The sequence below is a fragment of the Rossellomorea sp. GCM10028870 genome (genome assembly GCF_042666755.1).
Taxonomy (GTDB): domain Bacteria; phylum Bacillota; class Bacilli; order Bacillales; family Bacillaceae_B; genus Rossellomorea.
The window spans coordinates 1524598-1546967 of record NZ_JBHTGN010000001.1 but is presented as its reverse complement, the minus strand read 5'-3'; the positions used below and the strand labels follow the sequence as shown (position 1 = coordinate 1546967).

20 protein-coding genes are annotated in these 22370 nt (G+C 41.3%); 19 read left to right on the top strand and 1 reads right to left on the bottom strand.

The annotated features are described in order from the left end of the window. Window positions 1-92: 92 nt before the first annotated feature. Window positions 93-1796, bottom strand: a complete 1704-nt coding sequence (locus ACFQWC_RS07975) for an Rqc2 family fibronectin-binding protein (protein WP_299740742.1) — start codon at window positions 1794-1796, stop codon at window positions 93-95. Window positions 1797-2009: 213 nt separating this feature from the next. On the opposite strand from ACFQWC_RS07975, the gene ACFQWC_RS07970 reads away from it, so the two are divergent. From ACFQWC_RS07970 to ACFQWC_RS07880, 19 genes are all read left to right on the top strand, one after another. Beyond that, window positions 2010-4688 (top strand): cation-translocating P-type ATPase, encoded by a 2679-nt coding sequence (locus ACFQWC_RS07970; protein ID WP_299740744.1) that lies wholly within the window; start codon window positions 2010-2012, stop codon window positions 4686-4688. Window positions 4689-4803: 115 nt separating this feature from the next. Further along, window positions 4804-5679, top strand: coding sequence for a YicC/YloC family endoribonuclease (locus ACFQWC_RS07965; protein ID WP_299740746.1), 876 nt, complete (start codon window positions 4804-4806; stop codon window positions 5677-5679). A 56-nt stretch (window positions 5680-5735) separates the two neighbouring features. Then, on the top strand, window positions 5736-6008 hold the full coding sequence (gene remA / locus ACFQWC_RS07960; protein ID WP_044337446.1) for an extracellular matrix/biofilm regulator RemA: 273 nt from the start codon (window positions 5736-5738) through the stop codon (window positions 6006-6008). Then, window positions 6009-6623, top strand: coding sequence for a guanylate kinase (gene gmk, locus ACFQWC_RS07955; RefSeq protein WP_299740749.1), 615 nt, complete (start codon window positions 6009-6011; stop codon window positions 6621-6623). It begins immediately after the preceding gene. Further along, window positions 6624-6845: a DNA-directed RNA polymerase subunit omega gene (gene rpoZ / locus ACFQWC_RS07950; RefSeq protein ID WP_299740751.1), complete on the top strand. Its 222-nt coding sequence runs from the start codon at window positions 6624-6626 to the stop codon at window positions 6843-6845. Between the two features lie 137 nt (window positions 6846-6982). Next, on the top strand, window positions 6983-8212 hold the full coding sequence (gene coaBC, locus ACFQWC_RS07945; RefSeq protein WP_299740753.1) for a bifunctional phosphopantothenoylcysteine decarboxylase/phosphopantothenate--cysteine ligase CoaBC: 1230 nt from the start codon (window positions 6983-6985) through the stop codon (window positions 8210-8212). Next, window positions 8199-10622: a primosomal protein N' gene (priA, locus tag ACFQWC_RS07940; RefSeq protein ID WP_299740755.1), complete on the top strand. Its 2424-nt coding sequence runs from the start codon at window positions 8199-8201 to the stop codon at window positions 10620-10622. The genes coaBC and priA overlap by 14 nt, the downstream gene beginning before the upstream one ends. Window positions 10623-10653: 31 nt before the next feature. Further along, on the top strand, window positions 10654-11136 hold the full coding sequence (gene def, locus ACFQWC_RS07935) for a peptide deformylase (protein ID WP_299740757.1): 483 nt from the start codon (window positions 10654-10656) through the stop codon (window positions 11134-11136). Next, window positions 11136-12086, top strand: a complete 951-nt coding sequence (fmt, locus tag ACFQWC_RS07930; RefSeq protein ID WP_299740759.1) for a methionyl-tRNA formyltransferase — start codon at window positions 11136-11138, stop codon at window positions 12084-12086. The genes def and fmt overlap by 1 nt, the downstream gene beginning before the upstream one ends. Further along, a complete protein-coding gene (rsmB, locus tag ACFQWC_RS07925; protein WP_299740761.1) occupies window positions 12079-13413 on the top strand; it encodes a 16S rRNA (cytosine(967)-C(5))-methyltransferase RsmB in 1335 nt (444 codons plus the stop codon). Before fmt ends, rsmB begins: the two co-directional genes overlap by 8 nt. A gap of 305 nt (window positions 13414-13718) precedes the next feature. Further along, a complete protein-coding gene (locus tag ACFQWC_RS07920) occupies window positions 13719-14468 on the top strand; it encodes a Stp1/IreP family PP2C-type Ser/Thr phosphatase (RefSeq protein WP_299740763.1) in 750 nt (249 codons plus the stop codon). 4 nt (window positions 14469-14472) lie between these two features. Further along, on the top strand, window positions 14473-16491 hold the full coding sequence (gene pknB / locus ACFQWC_RS07915) for a Stk1 family PASTA domain-containing Ser/Thr kinase (RefSeq protein WP_299740765.1): 2019 nt from the start codon (window positions 14473-14475) through the stop codon (window positions 16489-16491). 139 nt (window positions 16492-16630) lie between these two features. Continuing rightward, window positions 16631-17512, top strand: a complete 882-nt coding sequence (gene rsgA, locus ACFQWC_RS07910) for a ribosome small subunit-dependent GTPase A (RefSeq protein ID WP_299740767.1) — start codon at window positions 16631-16633, stop codon at window positions 17510-17512. 2 nt (window positions 17513-17514) lie between these two features. Beyond that, window positions 17515-18165: a ribulose-phosphate 3-epimerase gene (gene rpe / locus ACFQWC_RS07905; protein WP_299740769.1), complete on the top strand. Its 651-nt coding sequence runs from the start codon at window positions 17515-17517 to the stop codon at window positions 18163-18165. A gap of 59 nt (window positions 18166-18224) precedes the next feature. Beyond that, window positions 18225-18872 carry a thiamine diphosphokinase gene (locus ACFQWC_RS07900; RefSeq protein WP_377106812.1) on the top strand — a complete coding sequence of 216 codons (648 nt, stop codon included), beginning with the start codon at window positions 18225-18227 and terminating at the stop codon, window positions 18870-18872. A gap of 112 nt (window positions 18873-18984) precedes the next feature. Continuing rightward, the gene (gene spoVM / locus ACFQWC_RS07895) at window positions 18985-19065 is read left to right on the top strand and encodes a stage V sporulation protein SpoVM (protein ID WP_032088878.1); all 81 of its coding nucleotides are present in this window, start codon (window positions 18985-18987) and stop codon (window positions 19063-19065) included. A gap of 724 nt (window positions 19066-19789) precedes the next feature. Further along, on the top strand, window positions 19790-19978 hold the full coding sequence (rpmB, locus tag ACFQWC_RS07890) for a 50S ribosomal protein L28 (RefSeq protein WP_034755741.1): 189 nt from the start codon (window positions 19790-19792) through the stop codon (window positions 19976-19978). Between the two features lie 325 nt (window positions 19979-20303). Then, window positions 20304-20666 (top strand): Asp23/Gls24 family envelope stress response protein, encoded by a 363-nt coding sequence (locus ACFQWC_RS07885; RefSeq protein ID WP_034755738.1) that lies wholly within the window; start codon window positions 20304-20306, stop codon window positions 20664-20666. A gap of 15 nt (window positions 20667-20681) precedes the next feature. Beyond that, a complete protein-coding gene (locus ACFQWC_RS07880) occupies window positions 20682-22346 on the top strand; it encodes a DAK2 domain-containing protein (protein ID WP_299740777.1) in 1665 nt (554 codons plus the stop codon). The last annotated feature ends 24 nt before the right edge of the window (window positions 22347-22370 follow it).

The following is a 22370-nucleotide window of genomic DNA, read 5'->3' as shown; positions in this document are numbered from 1 at the left end:
TATCTGCCTTTCTGCATTTTTCGCCTGTACTATAACCAAAATACTTTCCCCAGGCCAATATCAGCCTGGGGGAAAGTACATTCTAACTAAAATTATTCTTTTAATGACCGGACCAAATCCAAATCAGGTGTCACATACACGGTTTGCTGTCCTTCATAGATGACAAACCCCGGCTTGGCTCCTTTTGGTTTCTTTACCTGTTTGACTTGAGTGAAATCAACAGGTACCGAGCTTGAATCACGTGCTTTACTAAAGTAGGCAGCAATGTTAGCCGCTTCCTTGATCGTCTCATCGGAAGGATTCTGACTCTTGATTACAACATGGGAGCCGGGAATATCCTTCGTGTGAAGCCAAATCTCTTCCCTTCCTGCGACTCTGTTTGTTAGATAGTCGTTTTGTTTATTGTTTTTCCCGACTAATATTTGTGTGCCATCACTCGATGTGTAGTTTTCCAGAACGGGCTTCACATTGGCCTTTTTCTTTTTCGTCTGCTTGCGAACCCTCAGGTAACCTTCTTCCTCAAGTTCTTCTCTGATCTCTTCTACATCTTTCGTAGAAGCCGATTCTAATTGCTGAAGTAATTGCTCTAGATACTTTATCTCATTGTCGGCTTTTTCAATTTGCTCATGTACGATTTTCACTGCATTTTTTGCTTTTTGATAGCGTGAGAAATAGTTTTGGGCATTATCCGAAGGAGACTTTTGTGGGTTGAGGGGGATCGTAATGCTTTCCCCGTTTTCATCATAGTAATTTACAACGCTAACCTCAGTCATTCCTCGTTCAACGGCATATAGATTCGACGTGAGGAGTTCACCCAGCAATTGATAGCGATCAGCCTGTCGGGCATCCTCCAACGTTTGCTTTAATTTTTCGATTTTGTTTACATTTTTATCCCTTTCGTTTCGAATGAATCGTTCCAAATCGTTTCCTTGTTGCTTGACCCGATCTCGTGCCGCCTTCTGATAGAAGAACCGGTCTAATAATGCACTTAACGAAGGAAAGGTTTGTTTCTCTCCTTGAAGATGGTCAAGATTCATCCAGTAAAACGTTTCTTTTTCTCCGCTAATGAGGGTTGGTGTTGAGTCATTCGATTTTGCATGTTGAATCAATTCTAAGAAGGATTCTGCAAAGGTCGACTGGCTTCCAATTCCTGCCCGGTGGACGACTTCCTTAGCGTAGAGAGGAGAAATTCCGGCGAAAGATTGAACGATCTGCTTATCGAGTTTGCCGGAATTAAAGTCCAGTGCTCTTAGGATATCATCACTTGTTGCTTCAAGAGGATTTCTCTTATCCTGCTGTGGGGGTAGAACATACGTATGTCCCGGTAAAACGGTACGATGGGTATTCATACTTGGTGAAATATGCTTGATACTATCCAGAATCATATTTCGTTCTTTATCAACTAAAATAATATTGCTGTGTCGGCCCATGATCTCAATAATTAATTGTTTGTATGAAATATCACCGATTTCATTTCTTCCTTTTACTTCAAATATAATCATCCGGTCCAACTCTACTTGTTTGATTCCTTCTACGATATACCCTTCCAGATGCTTACGTAAAAGCATACAAAACATAGGAGGAACAGAAGGGTTTTCGTAATTTTCGTTGGTTAATTGTACCCTGGAATAATTGGGGTGGGCGGATAATAAAACTTTGTGATTTTTTCCATTCGCCCGGATAATCATGATGATTTCATTTTTATAAGGTTGATGTATTTTATTAATGCGTCCGTGTAATAAGTTTTCATTCAATTCTTTCGTCATGCTTCTCGTAAATAATCCATCAAATGACATATAAAACATCCTCTACTTTAAACGGTTTCATTCGTTTTTAATTCTATCCGACTTTGTCAAGATCTCCGTGTTTCAAATGTAATCGATTTTACCCTTCTAAACGATAAAATGCAAAACATACATAAATCATATCATTTTTTAGGACGAGTCTGAATAAGAATGCTATGAGAAGGGACAACTTTTCGTACCGTAGGAGGAGAGTGAAATGGTTGCATGAAATTTCATGAGATGAGACAAGAGGATATAGAGCAGTCATTGAATACCAATTATCAAGAAGGTCTTTCAACAGAGGATGTAGCTAAAAGACGGAAACAATATGGGTACAATCAATTAGAAGAAGCTGAGAAGCAATCGGCTTTGTTATTATTTTTCAGTCAATTTAAGGACTTTATGGTTCTTGTGTTATTGGCAGCCACACTCATTTCAGGATTACTTGGGGAATACATCGATGCGATTGCAATCATTGCCATTGTATTAATCAACGGTTTTTTAGGTTTTTTTCAAGAGCGAAAAGCAGAAAGGTCCCTACAGGCTTTAAAGGAACTCTCAGCACCTCAGGTTTCGATATTAAGGGATGGGGAATGGGTGAAGATCGCTTCAAAAGAGGTTATTATTGGAGATATTATTCGCTTTGGAAGCGGCGATCGGATCGGGGCAGATGTACGCCTCATTGAAGCGAACAACCTGGAAATAGAGGAATCTGCCTTAACAGGGGAATCTGTACCTGTTACTAAATTAACGAACCCCGTTAATGGCGAAAATATGAGTCTCGGTGACTTAGAGAATATGGCCTTTATGGGGACGATGGTCACAAGGGGTAATGGAATTGGTGTGGTTACATCAATCGGAATGAAAACAGCGATGGGACAAATTGCTGATATGATTCAAAAAGCAGAAACGATGATAACTCCACTTCAAAGAAAGCTTGAAGAATTAGGGAAAATACTGATCACGGTTGCCCTCGTATTGACGGCATTAGTCGTAGGAATCGGTGTGATCCAAGGCCATGATATGTACACCATGTTCTTAGCGGGAGTTTCATTGGCTGTAGCCGCTATTCCTGAAGGCTTACCAGCCATTGTCACCGTTGCCCTTTCCCTCGGCGTCCAGCGGATGATCAAGAAGAAAGCGATCGTTCGAAAGCTGCCGGCTGTTGAAACATTAGGTTGTGCATCGGTAATATGCTCAGATAAAACAGGGACTCTGACCCAAAATAAGATGACGGTCACACATCTATGGAGTGGAGGGAGAACGTGGACGGTAACGGGGACCGGATATGAGCCGAACGGCCAATTCTACAACGGGGAACAAAGGGTTACACCTCACAATGAGAACGCCCTGCAACAATTATTAACTTTTGGAATGCTTTGCAATCATGCAGAACTGGTGACACGTGAAGAAAGCTTTGCAGTTGATGGAGATCCTACAGAAGGGGCTCTTCTTGTTGCAGGGTTGAAAGCTGGATTAAGCCGGGAGTCTTTGCAGAAAAAATTTAAGGTTGTAAAAGAATTCCCCTTTGATTCTACCAGAAAGATGATGAGTATTATCGTAGTCGATCAAAATGGGAAACAATTCTCTGTAACGAAAGGTGCTCCCGACGTATTGGTCGGTAAAAGCGAATCCATCTTGTGGGAAGGAAGACTTCAACATAAAACAACTGAAATGTCTCAAAAAGTAGAAGATGCAATCAGCGAGATGTCTTCCAATGCCCTACGGAACATTGCGATCGCGTATAAACCCCTCAATGAAAGTTCCATGGAAGGAATTACCGAAGAAAAAATTGAAGAAGGAGTCACCTTCATTGGCTTACAAGGTATGATTGATCCTCCCAGACCTGAAGTGAAGCAGGCGGTAAAAGAGTGCCGTGCAGCCGGTATCAAGACGGTCATGATTACTGGGGATCATATTTTAACGGCTAAAGCGATTGCTAAACAACTCGGGATCTTAAAAAACAAGGATCGCGTTCTGGATGGAAAAGCGTTAAATCAAATGGAAGTACATGAACTAGAAGAAATGGTAGAAGATGTATCCGTATTTGCACGAGTTTCTCCTGAGCATAAATTGAAAATCGTCAAAGCCCTGCAAAACAGGGGACATGTGGTGGCGATGACCGGGGATGGAGTAAATGACGCTCCTGCTATAAAATCCTCCGATATTGGAGTAGCGATGGGAATAACCGGAACGGATGTAGCCAAGGAATCTTCCTCACTGGTCCTGTTGGATGATAACTTTGCGACGATTAAATCGGCGATTCAGGAAGGCAGGAACATCTATGAAAATATCAGAAAGTTTATCCGGTACCTGCTGGCTTCGAACGTCGGGGAAATCCTCGTCATGCTCTTTGCTATGATTCTTGCACTCCCACTTCCATTGGTGCCGATTCAGATTCTATGGGTGAACCTTGTGACAGATGGGCTTCCTGCCATGGCACTGGGTCTTGATAAGCCTGAAGATGATGTCATGAAGAGAAAGCCAAGACATCCGAAAGAAGGGGTGTTTGCAAGGGGATTAGGTTGGAAAGTGGTGTCAAGGGGATTCTTAATCGGAGGAGTCACTTTACTTGCATTTATGTTGTCATATAAGACTCATCCTGATCACTTGGCTTATGCCCAAACGGTTGCCTTTGCTACATTGGTTATGGCACAGCTGATACATGTGTTCGACTGTCGAAGTGAAGTATCAGTGTTTTCAAGAAATCCGTTTGGAAATATGTATCTGGTGTGGGCCGTGTTATCTTCACTCGTATTAATGCTTCTTGTGATCTACATCCCATCATTGCAGCCGATCTTCCATACAGTACCGATCGCGCTAAAAGACTGGTTCTTAATCATCGGATTAAGCTCCGTTCCAACGTTTTTGCTGGCAGGGTCATTTTTTGCAAGAAAAAAATAGTGAAATGTGGTATAATCCTAAAGGTAATAGAGAAAAGCCTCTATTACCTTTTTTTATAGTGTGAATGCACGCATGAAATCAGTTGATCTACGTCAAAAGATTGGATGTGATCGTAATGGTTGTCAGTATGACAGGCTTTGGTAGAAGCAAAGTAGACTCTGAACAACATACTGTAACGGTAGAAATGAAATCCGTTAATCACAGATTCAGTGAATGTTACATAAGAATGCCCCGCCAATTAATGAAACTTGAGGATAAAATTAAAAAACAACTATCCCAGTCCGTTAAGAGAGGGAAAGTGGATATTTTCATCACCATTACCGGTGATGGCTTAGTACATAAAAATCTACATATTGACTGGAAGCTCATTCAAGATTATTATCAGTTAGTAAATAAAGTGAAAGAAACCTTCTCCCTAAAAGATGAAGTGCAATTAGCCCACCTCTTAAACAGGGAAGAATTTGTGTTGATTGAAGAAATGGAAGAAGAAAATGAAGAACTTGAGCATTTGGTGTTAAAAGCTGTAGAAAAAGCGGCAACTGACCTTAGGTTAATGCGGGAAAAAGAAGGACAGCTTCTCAAGAAGGATTTTCTCACCCATCTCAATCATTTTGAGAACAAAATTGTTGAACTTACCAATCATGCTCCTGAACTGGTCGATCAATATAGAGAGCGGTTAAGAAAAAGGATTCTCGAATACAATGAAACTTCCTTCGATGAAAGTCGTTTACTTATGGAAGTTGCCATTTTTGCTGATAAATCGGATATTACCGAGGAACTGACGAGATTAGAAAGTCATATCCAGTATTTTCATTCCACATTGGCTGGTGAAGGGCCTGTAGGCAGGAAGTTGGATTTCATGATCCAGGAAATGAACCGGGAAGTGAACACGATTGGTTCGAAAGCAAATGATTCCTTTATCGCCACGATTGTTGTGGAACTGAAATCAACACTCGAGAAGCTAAGAGAACAAGTGCAAAATGTAGAATAAGAAGTTTAGTTTCCCATCATTCCGGCGAAACTAAACTATTGATTAGGAGGAGCGTTATGTCGATTAAGCTCATCAATATAGGATTTGGAAATATCGTTTCAGCTAACCGGATCATCTCGATTGTTAGTCCCGAATCAGCACCGATCAAACGCTTGATTCAGGATGCAAGAGACCGGGGAACACTTGTTGATGCTACATACGGAAGAAGAACAAGAGCGGTTATTATTACGGATAGCGATCACGTTATTCTTTCAGCTGTTCAACCCGAAACCGTTGCTCATCGTTTAACGGATAAAGAGGATATAGTAGAAGAAGGGCAGGGTAAATAAATGAAAGAAAAAGGATTGCTGATCGTTCTATCCGGACCTTCAGGTGTAGGAAAAGGAACCGTTCGTAAAGCGATTTTTTCCCAAGAAGATACAAAATTTGAATATTCCATCTCCATGACCACTCGTAAACCCCGAGAAGGAGAAGTGGATGGTGTAGATTATTTCTTTAAATCAAGAGAAGAGTTTGAAGTGCTTATAAAGCAAGGAAAGCTCTTGGAGTATGCAGAGTTCGTTGGAAACTATTATGGCACTCCGGTTGATTACGTTCGAGAGACACTTGATGCAGGAAGAGATGTTTTTCTTGAAATTGAAGTGCAAGGTGCACAGCAGGTTAGAGATAAATTCCCTGAAGGTTTATTTATCTTCCTGGCACCCCCTAGTCTTTCTGAACTTCAGAATCGTCTCGTAACAAGAGGAACTGAAACGGATGATTTGATTCAGGGCAGAATGAATACTGCTAGAAAAGAAATCGAAATGATGAATTTATATGATTACATTGTTGAAAATGATCAAATTGAAAATGCAGTAAACAAGATTAAATCCATTGTTCAAGCAGAACACTGTAAACGGGAACGAGTGCAACAACGATACTTAAATATGCTGGAGGTTGAATAAATGTTAAACCCATCCATTGATTCATTAATGAAGAAGATTGATTCTAAATATTCGTTAGTCAGTATTGCGGCTAAGCGAGCGAGAAACCTGCAAGACACAGGGGATTACCGTTTGAACCGCTATGAGTCTCAAAAATTTGTAGGAAAAGCCCTTGAAGAAATTCAGGCCGGTCAATTATCTATGAAAGAAAGAGATGCCAAAGCTGTTTATTCTGATGAATAAGCATCATCATGCTTAATGAAAAACTCTAGGGGGTTGACTCGAAAGATTTCATGATCTTTTCGGGACAACCCTATTTTCTTTTTCTATCAATATCCTTCATAATAAAGGAAGTATAAAGAGTAATGGGGGAAAGCAGAATGATCAAGGGGAAAAAAATACTGCTATGTGTATCTGGTGGAATTGCTGTATACAAAGCGGCTGCTTTAACAAGCAAGCTGGTCCAAAGCGGTGCCGAAGTGAAAGTCATCATGACTGAATCAGCTCAAAAATTTGTGGCTCCACTTACCTTCCAAGCATTATCCCGTCAAGATGTATATTGGGATACCTTTGATGAAAAGGATTCGTCAAAGATTGCTCATATCGACTTAGCTGACTGGGCGGACCTTGTACTCGTAGCTCCAGCAACGGCCAACATCATCGGGAAGCTCGCGAATGGAATTGCAGATGACATGATATCTACAACTATACTGGCAACTACAACGAAAGTCTGGATTGCCCCAGCCATGAATGTACATATGTATGATCATCCAGCGGTGAAACGAAATATTAATACCCTTTTTGAGTTTGGCTACGAATTTGTCGAACCAAGTGAAGGGTATTTGGCTTGTGGATACGTTGGAAAAGGAAGATTAGAAGAACCTGAAAGAGTAGTGGAGTTGGTTGATCGCTATTTTTCAGATCTTGATAGTGAAGGAATGCTATTACAAGGGAAAAAAGTAGTGATAACAGCTGGCCCTACCAGGGAAATGGTGGATCCTGTACGCTTCTTTTCCAATCGTTCAACGGGGAAAATGGGCTATGCCCTTGCAGAAGCAGCTGTGTCTTTAGGAGCCCGGGTCGTGTTGATTTCAGGACCATCTCATTTACCGATTCCACGTGGTGTTGAATTGGTTTCCGTCATGAGTGCCGAAGACATGTACAATGCGGTTCACGCAGCTTTTCCAACGGCGGATATCGTGGTGAAGAGCGCTGCGGTGGCTGATTATCGTCCGAAAGAAATATTCGGGGATAAGTTAAAGAAAAAAGATGGAAATCTCGTGATTGAATTCGAAAGGACGAAGGATATCTTAAAAAGTCTTGGAGAGAGAAAGAATCATCAATTTCTTATCGGATTTGCTGCGGAAACAACAAATGTTGAGGAGTATGCCAAGGCTAAGCTTGAAAAAAAACAGGCAGATATGATCGTAGCAAATAATGTGAAAGAAGCGGGGTCAGGCTTTGGTACCGACACAAACCGGGTTTCAATCGTGACAAAAGGTGGGGACGTTCGGGATCTGCCGTTATTATCAAAAGTGGATGTAGCGAAAGAAATCTATAAAGAAGCAGTCCGGCAATTAAAGAAGGGTACGCCATATGAACGTAGCTAGTGTAATCGTCGACGTCCCTGCCATGCAAACGGATCGCACCTACGACTATAGTATCCCGGATGAATGGAGAGGCAGCATCCTTCCCGGCATGAGGGTGGTTGTTCCGTTTGGACCAAGGAAAATTCAAGGTTTTGTGATTGAATTAAAGGAAAAAGGCGAAGTGTCGAAACTCAAACCGGTCATTGAGCCAATGGATCTTGTACCAGTTCTCAACAACGAATTGCTTAAACTGGGGAACTGGCTGACAGAGAAAACACTTTGTTTTAAAATCTCTGCTTTTCAATCCATGCTGCCTGCAGCAATGAAAGCCAAATACGAAAAGTTCTTTCAGCTAGAAGAAAACAAGGGACCTGACGAGCTTCATCACTCTTTACAGCGCTTCTTTCAGCAGGGGAAAGAGGTTTCCTGGAAAGCGATTGAAGACAGCGGACTTCTACCTCTCATTCATAAAGAGGTTAAAAATGGTTCGGTGGAAGTGATTTACAGGGTGAAAGCGAAAGGAAATAAGAAAACGGTTCGAAAACTTTATCTTAATGTTCCAGACGATGATTTAGAAGAGGTAAAGAACAGCCTGCCCCTTCAAGCAAATAAGCAGAAACAAATCCTAGAGTACATGAGTGATTCTGCTCCGGGTGGTGACGGGATACTAGCGTCAACCCTCCTTGAAGAGATGGCAACCACTTCATCTACCGTTAAATCGTTGGTCAATAAAGGGCTTCTGATTGAAAAAAACGTTGAAATGTATCGTGACCCCTTTGAAAACAAAACATTTGAGAAAACCTCACCCCTAACGTTGACGTCCCAGCAAGACCAAGCGATTCGTCCTATACTAAACACCATCGATCAAGACAAACATCATACATTCCTTCTTTACGGAGTAACAGGGAGTGGTAAAACAGAAATTTACCTGCAGTCCATTCAACGGGTCTTACAAGAAGGGAAGGAAGCGATTGTATTAGTTCCTGAAATATCCCTTACCCCCCAAATGGTTCACCGTTTTAAGGGCCGTTTCGGAAATGATGTAGCTGTACTGCACAGCGGTTTGTCAGTTGGTGAAAAATATGATGAGTGGAGGAAAATTCAGCGTAAGGAAGTAAAAGTAGTGGTCGGTGCCCGCTCAGCCGTTTTTGCCCCTTTTGAAAATATCGGGATCATCATTATCGATGAAGAGCATGAGACAAGTTACAAGCAAGAGGAAAATCCCCGTTATCATGCTAAAGACATCGCCATTTATCGAGGGGAATATCATAAGTGCCCTGTAATTTTAGGAAGTGCTACACCTTCTTTGGAATCCTTTGCACGGGCATCGAAAGGTGTATATGAGCTTCTCACTTTGGATAAACGCATGAATGACGGTCCATTACCATCCGTTGACATTGTGGATATGAGAGAGGAACTGAGGAAGGGAAACCGTTCCATGTTTTCAACAAAACTATTCGAAAAGCTTCAGGACCGGATGGCAAAGGGAGAGCAAACCGTTCTATTCCTGAATAGAAGAGGGCATTCCTCCTTCATCATGTGCAGAGATTGCGGCTTTGTCCTTCAGTGTCCAAACTGCGACATATCTTTGACCTATCATCGTTTTTCAAATGGCATGAAGTGTCATTATTGCGGTTACGAGGAGGGAGTTCCAAGTACTTGCCCTGAATGTACGAGTGAGCATATTCGTTATTTTGGGACCGGAACTCAAAAGGTTGAAGAGGAATTGACGAAACTCATTCCAGATGCTCGAATCATTCGTATGGATGTAGATACAACTTCACGAAAAGGCTCCCATGAAAAACTGTTAACAGCCTTTGGAGAAGGGAAAGCGGATATCCTTCTTGGTACTCAAATGATTGCTAAGGGTCTCGATTTTCCGAATATCACACTTGTTGGGGTTCTCAGTGCAGATACCATGCTCCATCTTCCGGATTTCAGAGCAGCAGAAAAGACGTTTCAATTACTGACACAAGTAAGTGGGCGGGCCGGCAGACACAAGCTGCCCGGAGAAGTCGTGATTCAAACGTATACACCTGAGCATTATTCAATCGAGTTAGCGTCAAATCATGATTACAACCGTTTTTATCAGCAGGAAATGATGATGAGGAAAATGGGTTCCTATCCTCCTTTTTACTACATCACTCTGATCACATTGAGTCATGAAGATTTAATGAAAGTGGTGGATATTGCAGAGAAGATGACGAACTATATTCGTTCAAAGCTATCCGACACAACGATTATTCTTGGGCCCGTTGCATCACCAATCCCCAGGATAAAGAATAGATATCGCTATCAATGTTTGATAAAATACAAGCTGGAACCAAATCTTGGAACTACATTAAAGACAGTATTAGACCAGTACCAGCAACAATATGCATCCCAAGGGTTAACAATCTCCATAGATGTGAACCCTTATATGATGATGTAACACTATTTATACGGAAAAATGGAGGAGACTTATGGCAATACTTCCAATTGTAATGCACCCTGATCCGATCTTAGAAAAAGAATGTGAGAAGGTAACGGCATTTGATAAGAAATTAAAAAAATTACTTGCAAATATGTATGATACTATGCTTGAAGCGGACGGTGTCGGCCTTGCAGCGCCCCAAGTAGGAATCGACCTTCAGATAGCAGTGGTCGATGTCGGGGATGACACTGGAACAATCGAGCTTATCAATCCGGAAATCGTCGAGGCGGAGGGATCTCAAACCGACCTCGAAGGATGCTTAAGTTTCCCGGGCTTATATGGCGAAGTGACCCGTCCTTATTCCATCAAGGTCAAAACGCATGACCGAAAAGGAAGAATGATTGAATTTCATGCGGAGGATTTTTTAGCGAGAGCGATTCAACATGAAATCGATCATCTTCACGGTATCCTATTTACCTCAAAGGTAGAAAAATATGTTACAGAAGAAGAATTAGAAAGGTATGAAGCTTAATGACGAAAGTGATTTTTATGGGAACACCTGATTTTTCAGTTCCTGTTCTTCAATCTCTATTAGATGAAAAGTATGATGTTATTGCGGTTGTGACACAGCCTGACCGCCCGGTGGGAAGAAAAAGGATCCTCACGCCTCCTCCTGTAAAAGTAGCAGCTGAAAAACACGGGATCCCAGTCTACCAACCAGAGAAAATAAAGAATGAAGATGAGTTAAACAAAGTGCTTGCATTGAAGCCTGATCTTATAGTTACAGCGGCCTTTGGGCAAATTCTTCCTAACGAATTACTGGAAGCTCCACAATATGGATGTATCAATGTTCACGCCTCTTTACTTCCTGAACTTAGAGGGGGGGCACCCATTCATTATTCCATTCTCCAAGGAAAAGAGAAAACGGGCATTACCATTATGTATATGGTCGAAAAGCTTGATGCAGGAGACATTATAAGTCAAGTGGAAGTGGATATTGAAGAGCGGGATCATGTCGGGACGCTTCATGACAAACTAAGTGTTGCAGGTGCAGCGTTACTGATTGAAACGATGCCCAAATTATTAGCGGGGGACATTTCCCCGGTCAAGCAAGATGATTCAAAAGCGACGTTTGCACGAAACATCAAGCGGGAACAAGAAAAAATTGACTGGAAGAAAACTGGAGAAGAAATCTACAACCATATTAGAGGACTTCACCCTTGGCCGGTTGCTTACACTACATTAGAAAATTCTGTGATCAAAGTTTGGTGGGGAGAAAAAGTCGGAGGTACTTCTGCTGCACCTGGTGAAATCGTGAAGATTGAAGAGGATGGATTCGTCGTTTCTACAGGCAATTCTGTGGGAATTAAAATAACCGATTTACAGCCTTCCGGTAAAAAGAGAATGAGTGCAAAGGATTACCTGCGTGGGGCTGGCTCTCACCTAAAAGCAGGAATGATGTTAGGAGAAAATAATGAGTAAAAGAAATAAAACCGTTCGTGAAGCAGCGCTTGATGTCATTGAAGCAGTAGAGAAAAATCAATCGTATAGTAATTTATTATTGAATTCTGTGATTGAAAAAAATCAACTGCCAAGTAAAGACATTGGATTATTAACGGAGCTGACGTATGGAACCATTCAACGGAAAATGACGTTGGATTTCTATTTAGCTCCATTTATTAAAGGGAAGCTGGATGAGTGGGTTCGTCAACTTTTGCGCTTATCCCTTTATCAGCTTGTGTACTTAGATCGAATTCCTGACCGTGCTGTTTTCTTTGAAGCTGTAGAAATCGCCAAGAAGAGAGGACACAAAGGCATTTCAGGATTAGTAAACGGGGTCTTGCGTTCTGTTCAGAGGAAAGGGCTTCCTTCCCTTGACAGTATTAAAGATCCGATCGAGCGGGTGGCCATCGAAACGAGTCATCCTTATTGGTTAGTGAAGAGATGGGAAGAACAATTTGGTCTGGAGAAGACGAAAGAAATGTGTGAAACCAATTTAATCGCACCTAAACAAACGGCACGTGTCAACATGACCAAAATCAGTCGGGAAGAACTGGTTAAACGTTTAACGGATAGTGGAAATGAAGTGAAAGTAAGCGCAATTGTCCCGGAGGCTATTCAGTCACTTCGAGGTAACCTGGCAAAATCAGAAGCTTATCGTAACGGACAGTGTACCATCCAGGATGAAAGTTCCATGCTTGTCTCCTATGCTTTAAAGCTTGAACAGGGGATGAAAGTGTTAGATGCGTGTGCAGCACCTGGGGGCAAAACGACCCACATAGCCGAAAAACTCTCAGGTACCGGTGAAGTCCATGCATTGGACTTACACAAGCATAAGGTGAAATTAATTGACGAAAATGCGACTCGACTTGGATTAAATAATGTAAAGTCGGCAACCCTTGATAGTCGAAAAGCAGGAGAGAAGTTTGAAAAAGAAAGTTTCGATCGTATTTTAGTCGATGCTCCGTGCTCTGGCTTAGGTGTATTAAGAAGAAAACCGGATATTAAATATGCTAAAAAAGAGTCCGATCTTCTATCACTACAAAAGATTCAGCTGGACATCTTATCAGCGGTTGCACCACTGTTAAAAAAAGATGGACTTTTAGTTTATAGCACATGTACTGTAGACCAAAATGAGAATGAAGGTACTGTGGCGGCTTTCTTAAGTGATCATAGTGAATTTAAGCCTGATCCTCTAGATGGACTTCCGGATTCCATTACTCCTTTTATTAAAGAAAATCAATTACAAGTATTTCCACAAGATTTTGGTGGAGATGGGTTTTTCATTTCGTGTTTTAGAAAAAAATGAGTCGAAATAAATCAAATGTCGAAAGAAAAGCAGGAAAACTCACTAGAAAAGTCGTAAAAGTACAACAGCCCTTAATGAATCTTTGATTATCTAATACTTTGTAATCATATGTTTATTTCCTCAAAAGTGATAAGCCCGAAAATATTCGCTCTTTTCATTATCAACTCCATTCAGAATGAATGTGAAGCTGATCGTATATAACGAAGATAATCAAAGTGAATTCATTTTTTGAACTGAAATGCATCCAACTATGAGTATAAGGAGCTACTTGAATCAGGTGCAGAAGAAGAGACGAGGTGACCTAAGTGAAAACTGTTTATTTTACGGACAAAGGGAAAGTGCGTCAACTAAATGAAGATAGTGCCGGGGTATTTGTGAATCATCACGGCGATCATTTAGCTGTTGTAGCAGATGGAATGGGGGGCCACCGAGCAGGAGATGTTGCTAGTGGGCTCACCATTTCGATCTTAAAGGACTTATGGGAGAAAACCGAAAAATTTCACACCGCTGATGAAGCCGAAAATTGGTTAAAAACAACTATTAACGAAGTAAACAAAGAAGTATATACTTATTCTCAATCCAATTCGGAGTGCGAGGGAATGGGAACGACTCTTGTCGGAGCCATTTGCACCTCATTATTTGCAACCATTGTTAATATTGGTGACAGCAGAGGATATATTCTGAACGAAAATGGTTTTCATCAGCTAACAGAAGACCATACACTTGTGAATGAATTAGTTAGAAGCGGTGAAATTTCGAAAGAGGATGCAGAGCATCATCCAAGAAAAAATGTAATACTTAGAGCGATAGGTACGGAAGCTTCAATTACGATGGATATTAAAACGATAATGTTTGAAGAAGAAGACGTTATTTTATTGTGTTCAGACGGTCTTTCTAATAAAGTCTCCCAAAAAGAAATGAAAGAGATATTGGTTCATGACAACTCCCTAGAAAATAAAGGAGAGTCGCTTGTTCATTTAGCCAATGAATATGGCGGTGAGGATAATATTACCGTAGTAATTGTTGAGTTTGCCGCTGAAACGGAAAGCGGGTGATAACATGATGGAAGGAAAGCGCATCAGTGGGCGTTACAGAATCATTAAACTAATCGGCGGCGGAGGGATGGCCAACGTTTATTTAGCTCATGATGTGATTTTGGATCGTGAAGTGGCTATTAAAATGCTCAGAATCGATTTTGCCAATGAAGAGGAATTCATTAAACGATTCCAACGAGAAGCCCAATCTGCTACTAGCTTGACACATCCGAACATTGTGAGTATATACGATGTAGGAGAAGAAGACGATCTATACTATATTGTCATGGAATATGTTCATGGCATGACCTTAAAGCAATACATACAGCAGCATTCACCTGTTCATGTAGACAAAGCGATCGATATTATGAAGCAGTTAACCTTAGCGATGTCTCATGCTCATCAGAATCATATCGTTCACCGTGATATTAAGCCTCACAATATCCTGCTTGATGAAGATGGAAATGTGAAGATCACGGATTTCGGGATCGCGATGGCTCTTAGTGCCACTTCGATCACCCAGACCAATTCAGTCCTGGGATCGGTCCATTACCTCTCCCCTGAACAGGCGAGGGGCGGCATGGCCACAAAGAAATCAGATATCTACTCACTTGGAATCGTCATGTTTGAATTGTTAACGGGCAGACTCCCATTCTCTGGGGAATCAGCGGTTTCGATTGCTTTAAAACACTTGCAATCTGAAACTCCTTCTCTACGAAGATGGAATCCGGATATTCCACAGAGTGTTGAGAATATCGTATTAAAGGCAACGGCTAAAGACCCATTCAGACGGTATGAAAGCCTCGAGGATATGGACGAGGCATTGAGCTCAGCCTTGGACCCGGACCGGATGAATGAACCGAAATTCGCCGTTCCCCTTGATGACGAGGCAACAAAGGCCATTCCGGTCATCACCGATCAAAAGGCTTATTCGAATCTAGACGATACGATTGTTCACCATCATTCGGATACAGACAAATTACAAACGAAGCCAACTCCTCCCGTTCAAGAGGGGAAGAAGAACGGAAAGAAGAAAAATAAGAAGGGAACACCTAAGAAAAAGAGTAAAAAGAAGTGGCCGATTCTTATTATTAGTTTATTCTTTTTGCTTATTCTTTTAGGAGTTGCTGCTGTTACTTTCGTTCCTGAGCTGCTGGGGCCAAAGGAAATTCAGGTGCCCGATGTGGTCGAAAAAGATCAGACTGAAGCCATTTCCACCATCGTTTCAGAGGGGTTTGTCGTCGGAGAAACAAAAAAACAATCCCATGAAACGATTCCTGAAGGTTTTGTAATCAAGACCAACCCAAAGGCAGGACGGATGGCGAATGAAGGATCGGCTATAGATATCTATGTTAGTACAGGTAAAGAAAAAGTTCGAGTAGAGGACTATGTAGGAAAGAATTTTGAAGAGGTGTCCTCTGAACTTGAAGAAAAAGGATTCACGGTAGAGAAAGAAGAAGAGTTCAATGAATCCGAACCTGCTGGAACAATCACCGACCAGGATCCATCTCCTGGAGTAGAAGTCGTGGCAGATGAAACGACGATAACCTTTACCGTGAGTAAGGGAACTGAAAAGTTTGATTTAGAAAGCTTGGTAGGTTTCGATCAAACTGCACTTGATAAATATGAAGCTTCAAAGGAAATAAATATCATTGTACAGAGTGAAGTGTTTTCAGATGAGGTTGAAGAAGGTAGGGTGATTTCTCATAAGCCTGTGGCAGATACTCCTATTAGTAAGGGTGAGGATGTTTACGTTATCATGTCTAAGGGTCCTGAGCCACCGAAGGAAGTACCGACCAAGGAGTTTACAGAGGAAATGACCATTCCTTATACCAAGGACAATGGAGATCCTCAAGTAGTGGATATTTTTATTGAGGACAAGAATAAAAAGATTGAAGATAGTGACGAACTCATCAGCATTTATGAGGATACGACCATTACAATGAAGTTCACATTGGAAGAAGGAACTGTTGGGAAATATCGCATTCTCGTTGATGAAAAAGAGTATAAAACAGGTACTGTCGAGTATCCTAAAGAAGAATAAATGACAATTGCCAAAGGGCTGTACCGAGGTTTTTTATGAACCTGACGGGACAGTCCTCTTGTTTTCATTTATAATGATAATGATACATAACCCAGATGACTAAATTATTTAATGAATGTTTTTGAATAGGAGGTTTCGAATGCCTGAAGGAAAAATCGTTAAAGCATTAAGTGGATTTTACTATGTACTTTCAGAAGGAAGCGTTACGCAATGCCGGGGTAGAGGAAATTTCCGTAAGAATAAAATAACCCCCCTGGTGGGTGATTATGTTGAATTTCAAGCAGAGAACAAAACGGATGGATACATCCTGAAAGTCTTTCCACGTAAGAATGAGTTAGTACGTCCGCCGATTGCGAATGTCGATCAAGCGATATTGGTCTTCTCTGCAAGCGAACCAGATTTTAGCCCGGCATTACTTGACCGCTTTCTTGTGTTAGTGGAGAGTAAAGAAATAGAACCGCTTATTTGTGTTACCAAGATGGACTTGCTAACGCCTGATCAAACAAACAAGATCGAACGATATGTGAAAGATTACCGCTCATTTGGTTATGAAGTCCTGATGACGTCTTCTAAAACAGAGCATGGAGTAGAGGAATTAACACCTTATTTAAGTGATAAAATTTCTGTCTTTGCCGGCCAGTCCGGAGTTGGGAAATCATCCTTGCTTAATGCCTTGAAACCTGAACTTGAATTAAAGACGGCTATGATCTCCTCCCATTTGGGCCGGGGAAAACATACCACTCGTCACGTGGAGCTGATTGATATTGAGGATGGTTTAGTAGCGGATACCCCAGGTTTTAGTTCATTGGAGTTTTCAGAGCTTGAAATAGAAGAGCTGCCACAATGCTTCCCCGAAATGGTTGAAGTATCAGACGATTGTAAATTTAGGGGCTGTCTTCATATCAATGAACCCAAATGTGCCGTTAAAGCTGCCGTGGATGAAGGAGAAATCCCTACTTACCGCTACGATCACTACTTAACATTCCATAAAGAAATAAAAGAAAGAAAGCCGAGGTACTAAACATGAAAATCGCACCTTCCATTCTGTCTGCAAATTTTGCAGAGTTAGGGAACGAAATTAAAGATGTGGAAAAAGGGGGAGCCGACTATATCCATGTGGATGTGATGGATGGTCACTTCGTCCCGAATATCACGCTGGGGCCAATGATCGTGAAAGCGATACGTCCATTAACGACGTTACCACTGGACGTACATCTTATGATTGAAAATCCAAGTCAATATATCGAAGCTTTTGCTGATGCTGGAGCTGACTATATTACCGTCCATGTAGAAGCTGATCCCCATTTGCATAGAACGATTCAGATGATCAAAAGCAAAGGTGTAAAAGCGGGAGTCGTCCTAAATCCTGCAACACCGGCAGAAATGATCAAGCCAATTTTGCAAGATGTCGATATGGTCCTGCTTATGACAGTGAACCCTGGATTTGGTGGGCAATCATTCATCCCATCGGTCGTACCAAAAATCAAACAGATTCGTGAATGGGCACATGAAATCAATCCTACACTTGAAATCGAGGTGGACGGTGGCATTAACCCTGAAACAGCAGCTATTTGTGCTGAAGCAGGAGCAGATGTGTTTGTTGCAGGTTCTGCCATCTACAACCGCAGCGACCGAGGGGCAGCAATCGAAGAATTAAAGAAATCTCTCACATAAGAGATGACAGGCTGATCCTTTAGGGTCAGTCTATTTTTATAAAAAAGGGAGTGAAGAATATGGAAATCAATATCGTTGCCGGCGGACCAGAAAGATACATCCCTGAATTGAACGCATATTCGGATGGTGAGGCAAACTGGATTGGTGTGGACCGTGGGGTATACACGTTACTTGAACAAAATATTGAACCGAATGTCGCTTTTGGAGATTTTGATTCAGTGAACGAGAAAGAGTGGGAGCTGATCCAAGAAAAAGTTAAGGAAGTCAATCGTTTTAAGCCTGAAAAGGACGAGACGGATCTGGAGCTTGCGCTGAACTGGGCGATTGATCAGAATCCTGACAAAATCAACATTTTTGGTGCGACCGGTGGACGGCTTGATCATTTCATGGGCAACCTGCAATTATTAATGACTCCGAGACTATTAAATACGGATATTGAAGTGGAAATCATAGATGTGCAAAATCGTTTATACATAGCCAAACCTGGAGAGCATTCCGTTGAAAAAAGCCCGGAATTACAGTATATTTCCTTCGTTTCGGTAACCGAAAGTGTCGAAGGGATCACCCTCACCGGCTTTAAATATCCATTAGAAAATCGGAATATTTCCAGAGGATCCACACTATGTATTAGTAATGAACTTATACAATCATCTGGTACTTTTTCCTTTTCAAATGGCATATTAATGGTGATAAGAAGCAGTGATTAAAGCTTCTTAAACCAGGTAGAAAAGAAGACGTACTTAACTGACACTGCTTGAATAGACTGAACTGTTGTCAAGCGAAACATTACGTTCTTTAGATTGTGGGGAGGGACTAAAAATGCGCTTTTATACAATTAAATTACCAAAATTCTTGGGTGGACTTGTGAGGGCGATGTTAGGAACGTTTAAAAAAGAATAAATAGTTTGTTGGAGATGGCTTTAGTGCCATCTTCTTTTTTGTTTATGGAAGAAGTGAGGTGGTTTTTAGAAAAATGAGAGCGTAATTGTTATTTAAGGACAGGGAAATGTTGATGAGAGCTTTCAATAGTGTGCTGGAAGAGTATTTTTGGCTGTGTAGAGTCCTCCATTGGGGTAAACTTGTGCCACTTTCAAGCAAACTTGTGCCACTTGTTGGGTTTGTTGCGCCACTTTCACACAAACTTGTGCCACTTTTGGAGTTTGTTGCGCCAAATTGTGAACAGTCGTGTTCCTGCCCCAGGCCGAGCCCTTTCCGCTTTTCTGCGATGTCCAGCTCCAGGGGCTTGAGGCTCGAGGTCATAAGTCAAACTAACCAAAAAGGCAAAAAGCGCCTTTCCGGTTAGTTCGCCTTATGCTTGTCGCCTCAGGCCGAGCCCCTTCCGCTTTTCTATATGTCCAGCTCCGGCGGCTAGTCCCTCGAGGTCACAACTGAAAAATCCCATAAGGCAAAAAGCGCCTTTTGGGATTTCCCAGTTGTGCTTGTCAGGCCTACTCAAGCCGCCTCCGCTTTTCTGCCTGTAAAGTATTTTTTCTTGAAAGGTTTTAATTGTAGTATTGCATTCTAGAAAGTTGTGTGATAAATTATTAAAGTATCTTTATGATAATAAGCGAAATGTGGAACTGAAATTAACTTCAGCTTCTTGTTAGTGAGGAGGGAATATATTATGGCAAAACAATGCGTAGTAACAGGCCGTAAAGCTAGCTCAGGTAACGCTCGCTCTCACGCAATGAATGCGAACAAGCGTACTTGGGGTGCAAACCTGCAAAAAGTTCGAATTCTTGTAGACGGAAAGCCTAAGAAAGTATGGGTTTCTGCAAGAGCGTTGAAATCTGGTAAAGTTGAACGCGTATAATACTTAAAATGAGAAGACGTCTAGTTGCTAGGCGTCTTTTTTCTACCTTCTGATGGAAGAAGGGCCAGTTAATCTGTTGGAACCATAGAAAAACAGGCAGTAATTTTGATTACGTATTTGGAAAATAACAGATCATTACTTAAAAACACGATATATGATATGTCATATCCACCTGAAGAATAATTGATTAATCTTTGCATATTAAGGAAAAAATAGATGGCATAACCAACATATCACGTAGAGATAATAGTTTAGCTTTCAAAAACACCATACTTATAGTAAAATGTTTTTAGCCAAGCATGTAATTAAAGGGGGAAAACATTCCATGTCCATCGAATTAAAAACGCAGTACGGACAAATTGATATTACGAATGATGTCATTGCAATGATTGCTGGAGGTGCAGCGGTGGATTGCTACGGAATTGTTGGAATGGCTTCAAAGAACCAAATTAAAGACGGTTTCACAGATATCTTACGTAAAGAAAATTTCACTCGCGGAGTGATCGTTCGTCAAGATGAAGAGGAAGTACATATTGATATGTATATTATTGTGAGTTATGGTACAAAAATTTCTGAGATTGCTCATAACGTACAATCCAAGGTTAAATATACTCTTGATAAGACCGTCGGCTTGGCGGTAGATTCAGTAAATATTTTTGTGCAGGGGGTTCGTGTCACGAACCCGTAGTGAGGAGGAAGATTCGTGTCGATTACATCTTTGGAAGGAAAACGTTTTGCTGAAATGGTGATACAAGGTGCCACCCAATTATCTGCGAATGCGCAGTTAGTTGACGCATTAAACGTTTTTCCTGTTCCTGATGGTGATACTGGAACAAATATGAATTTATCCATGACTTCTGGTGCGAAAGAAGTCCAAAAACATATTCAAGGTCATATTGGAAATGTGGCTGCTGCTCTTTCTAAAGGGTTATTGATGGGAGCAAGAGGTAACTCAGGTGTTATCTTATCCCAATTGTTCAGAGGCTTTGGTAAAGCAATTGAAGGGAAAGAATCCTTATCGAGTGTGGAATTTGCCAATGCACTTCAAACAGGTGTGGAAACGGCTTATAAAGCGGTCATGAAACCTGTTGAAGGAACGATTTTAACGGTTGCCAAAGATGCTGCCAGAAAAGGTGTTTCTGCAGCTGAAACAGAAAGTGATTTCGTAAAGGTTATGCAGGCAATCGTCGATGAGGCACAGGCTTCATTAAATCGTACACCTGATTTACTTCCTGTTCTAAAGGAAGTAGGAGTAGTCGATAGTGGTGGTCAAGGACTATTATTCGTATATGAAGGCTTTTTAGCCGAGCTAAAGGGTGAAAAGGTTTCAAATCAAGCTTCGTTACCTTCCATGAATGATCTTGTAAGTGCTGAGCATCACAAAACAGCTCAGGATTTCATGAGTACAGAAGATATTGAGTTTGGTTATTGTACTGAATTCATGGTCAGATTTGAACAAGACAAACAATCCTTTGTGGAAGAAAACTTCCGTCAGGATTTAAGTGAATTCGGTGATTCACTGCTTGTCATTAGTGACGATGAATTAGCTAAAGTACATATCCATTCTGAACAACCTGGGGATGTATTGACGTATGGTCATAAATACGGAAGTCTCATTAATATCAAGATTGAAAACATGAGACAGCAGCACAGCAGCATTGTTGGTGAAACAAAGCCTGTGAACGCTAAAGTTCCTGCTGCAGCAAAAGAAGTTGACTTTGCCATTGTGACTGTAGCGATGGGAGAAGGGATCGCCGAGCTGTTCAAGAGCATCGGGGCTACCTCTGTGATAGAAGGTGGTCAAACGATGAATCCAAGTACGGAGGATATCGTGAAGGCTGTTGAAGAAGTGAATGCGAAGAAAGTCATTATCATGCCTAATAATAAAAATATTATTATGGCAGCTGATCAGGCGGCTGAAGTTCTGGAAATGGAAGTAGCTGTTGTCCCAACGAAGACAGTACCTCAAGGAATGGCCGCGTTACTTGCTTTTAATCCTTCAGCTTCTGTTGAAGATAACAAGCAGTTAATGACTGAAGCTTCTAAGCAGGTCAAAACCGGTCAAATCACGTTTGCTGTCAGAGATACGAATATTGATGGTGTTGCGATTGCAAAAGATGATTTTATGGGAATCGCAGAAGGGAAGATAGTCATTTCTGATCATGACCGTCAAAAGACAGCGCAAAGCTTATTAGAGAAAATGCTGGATGAAGACTCTGAAATCTTAACCATTCTTTATGGTGAGGATGTAACAGAAGAGGACGTGGATTCATTAAAAGAGTATGTAGAAGAGCATTATGAAGATGTAGAAGTGGAAGTTCATAATGGTAAACAACCACTTTACTCCTATATATTCTCAGTTGAATAAGGAATAAAGGAAGGGGACAGCTCT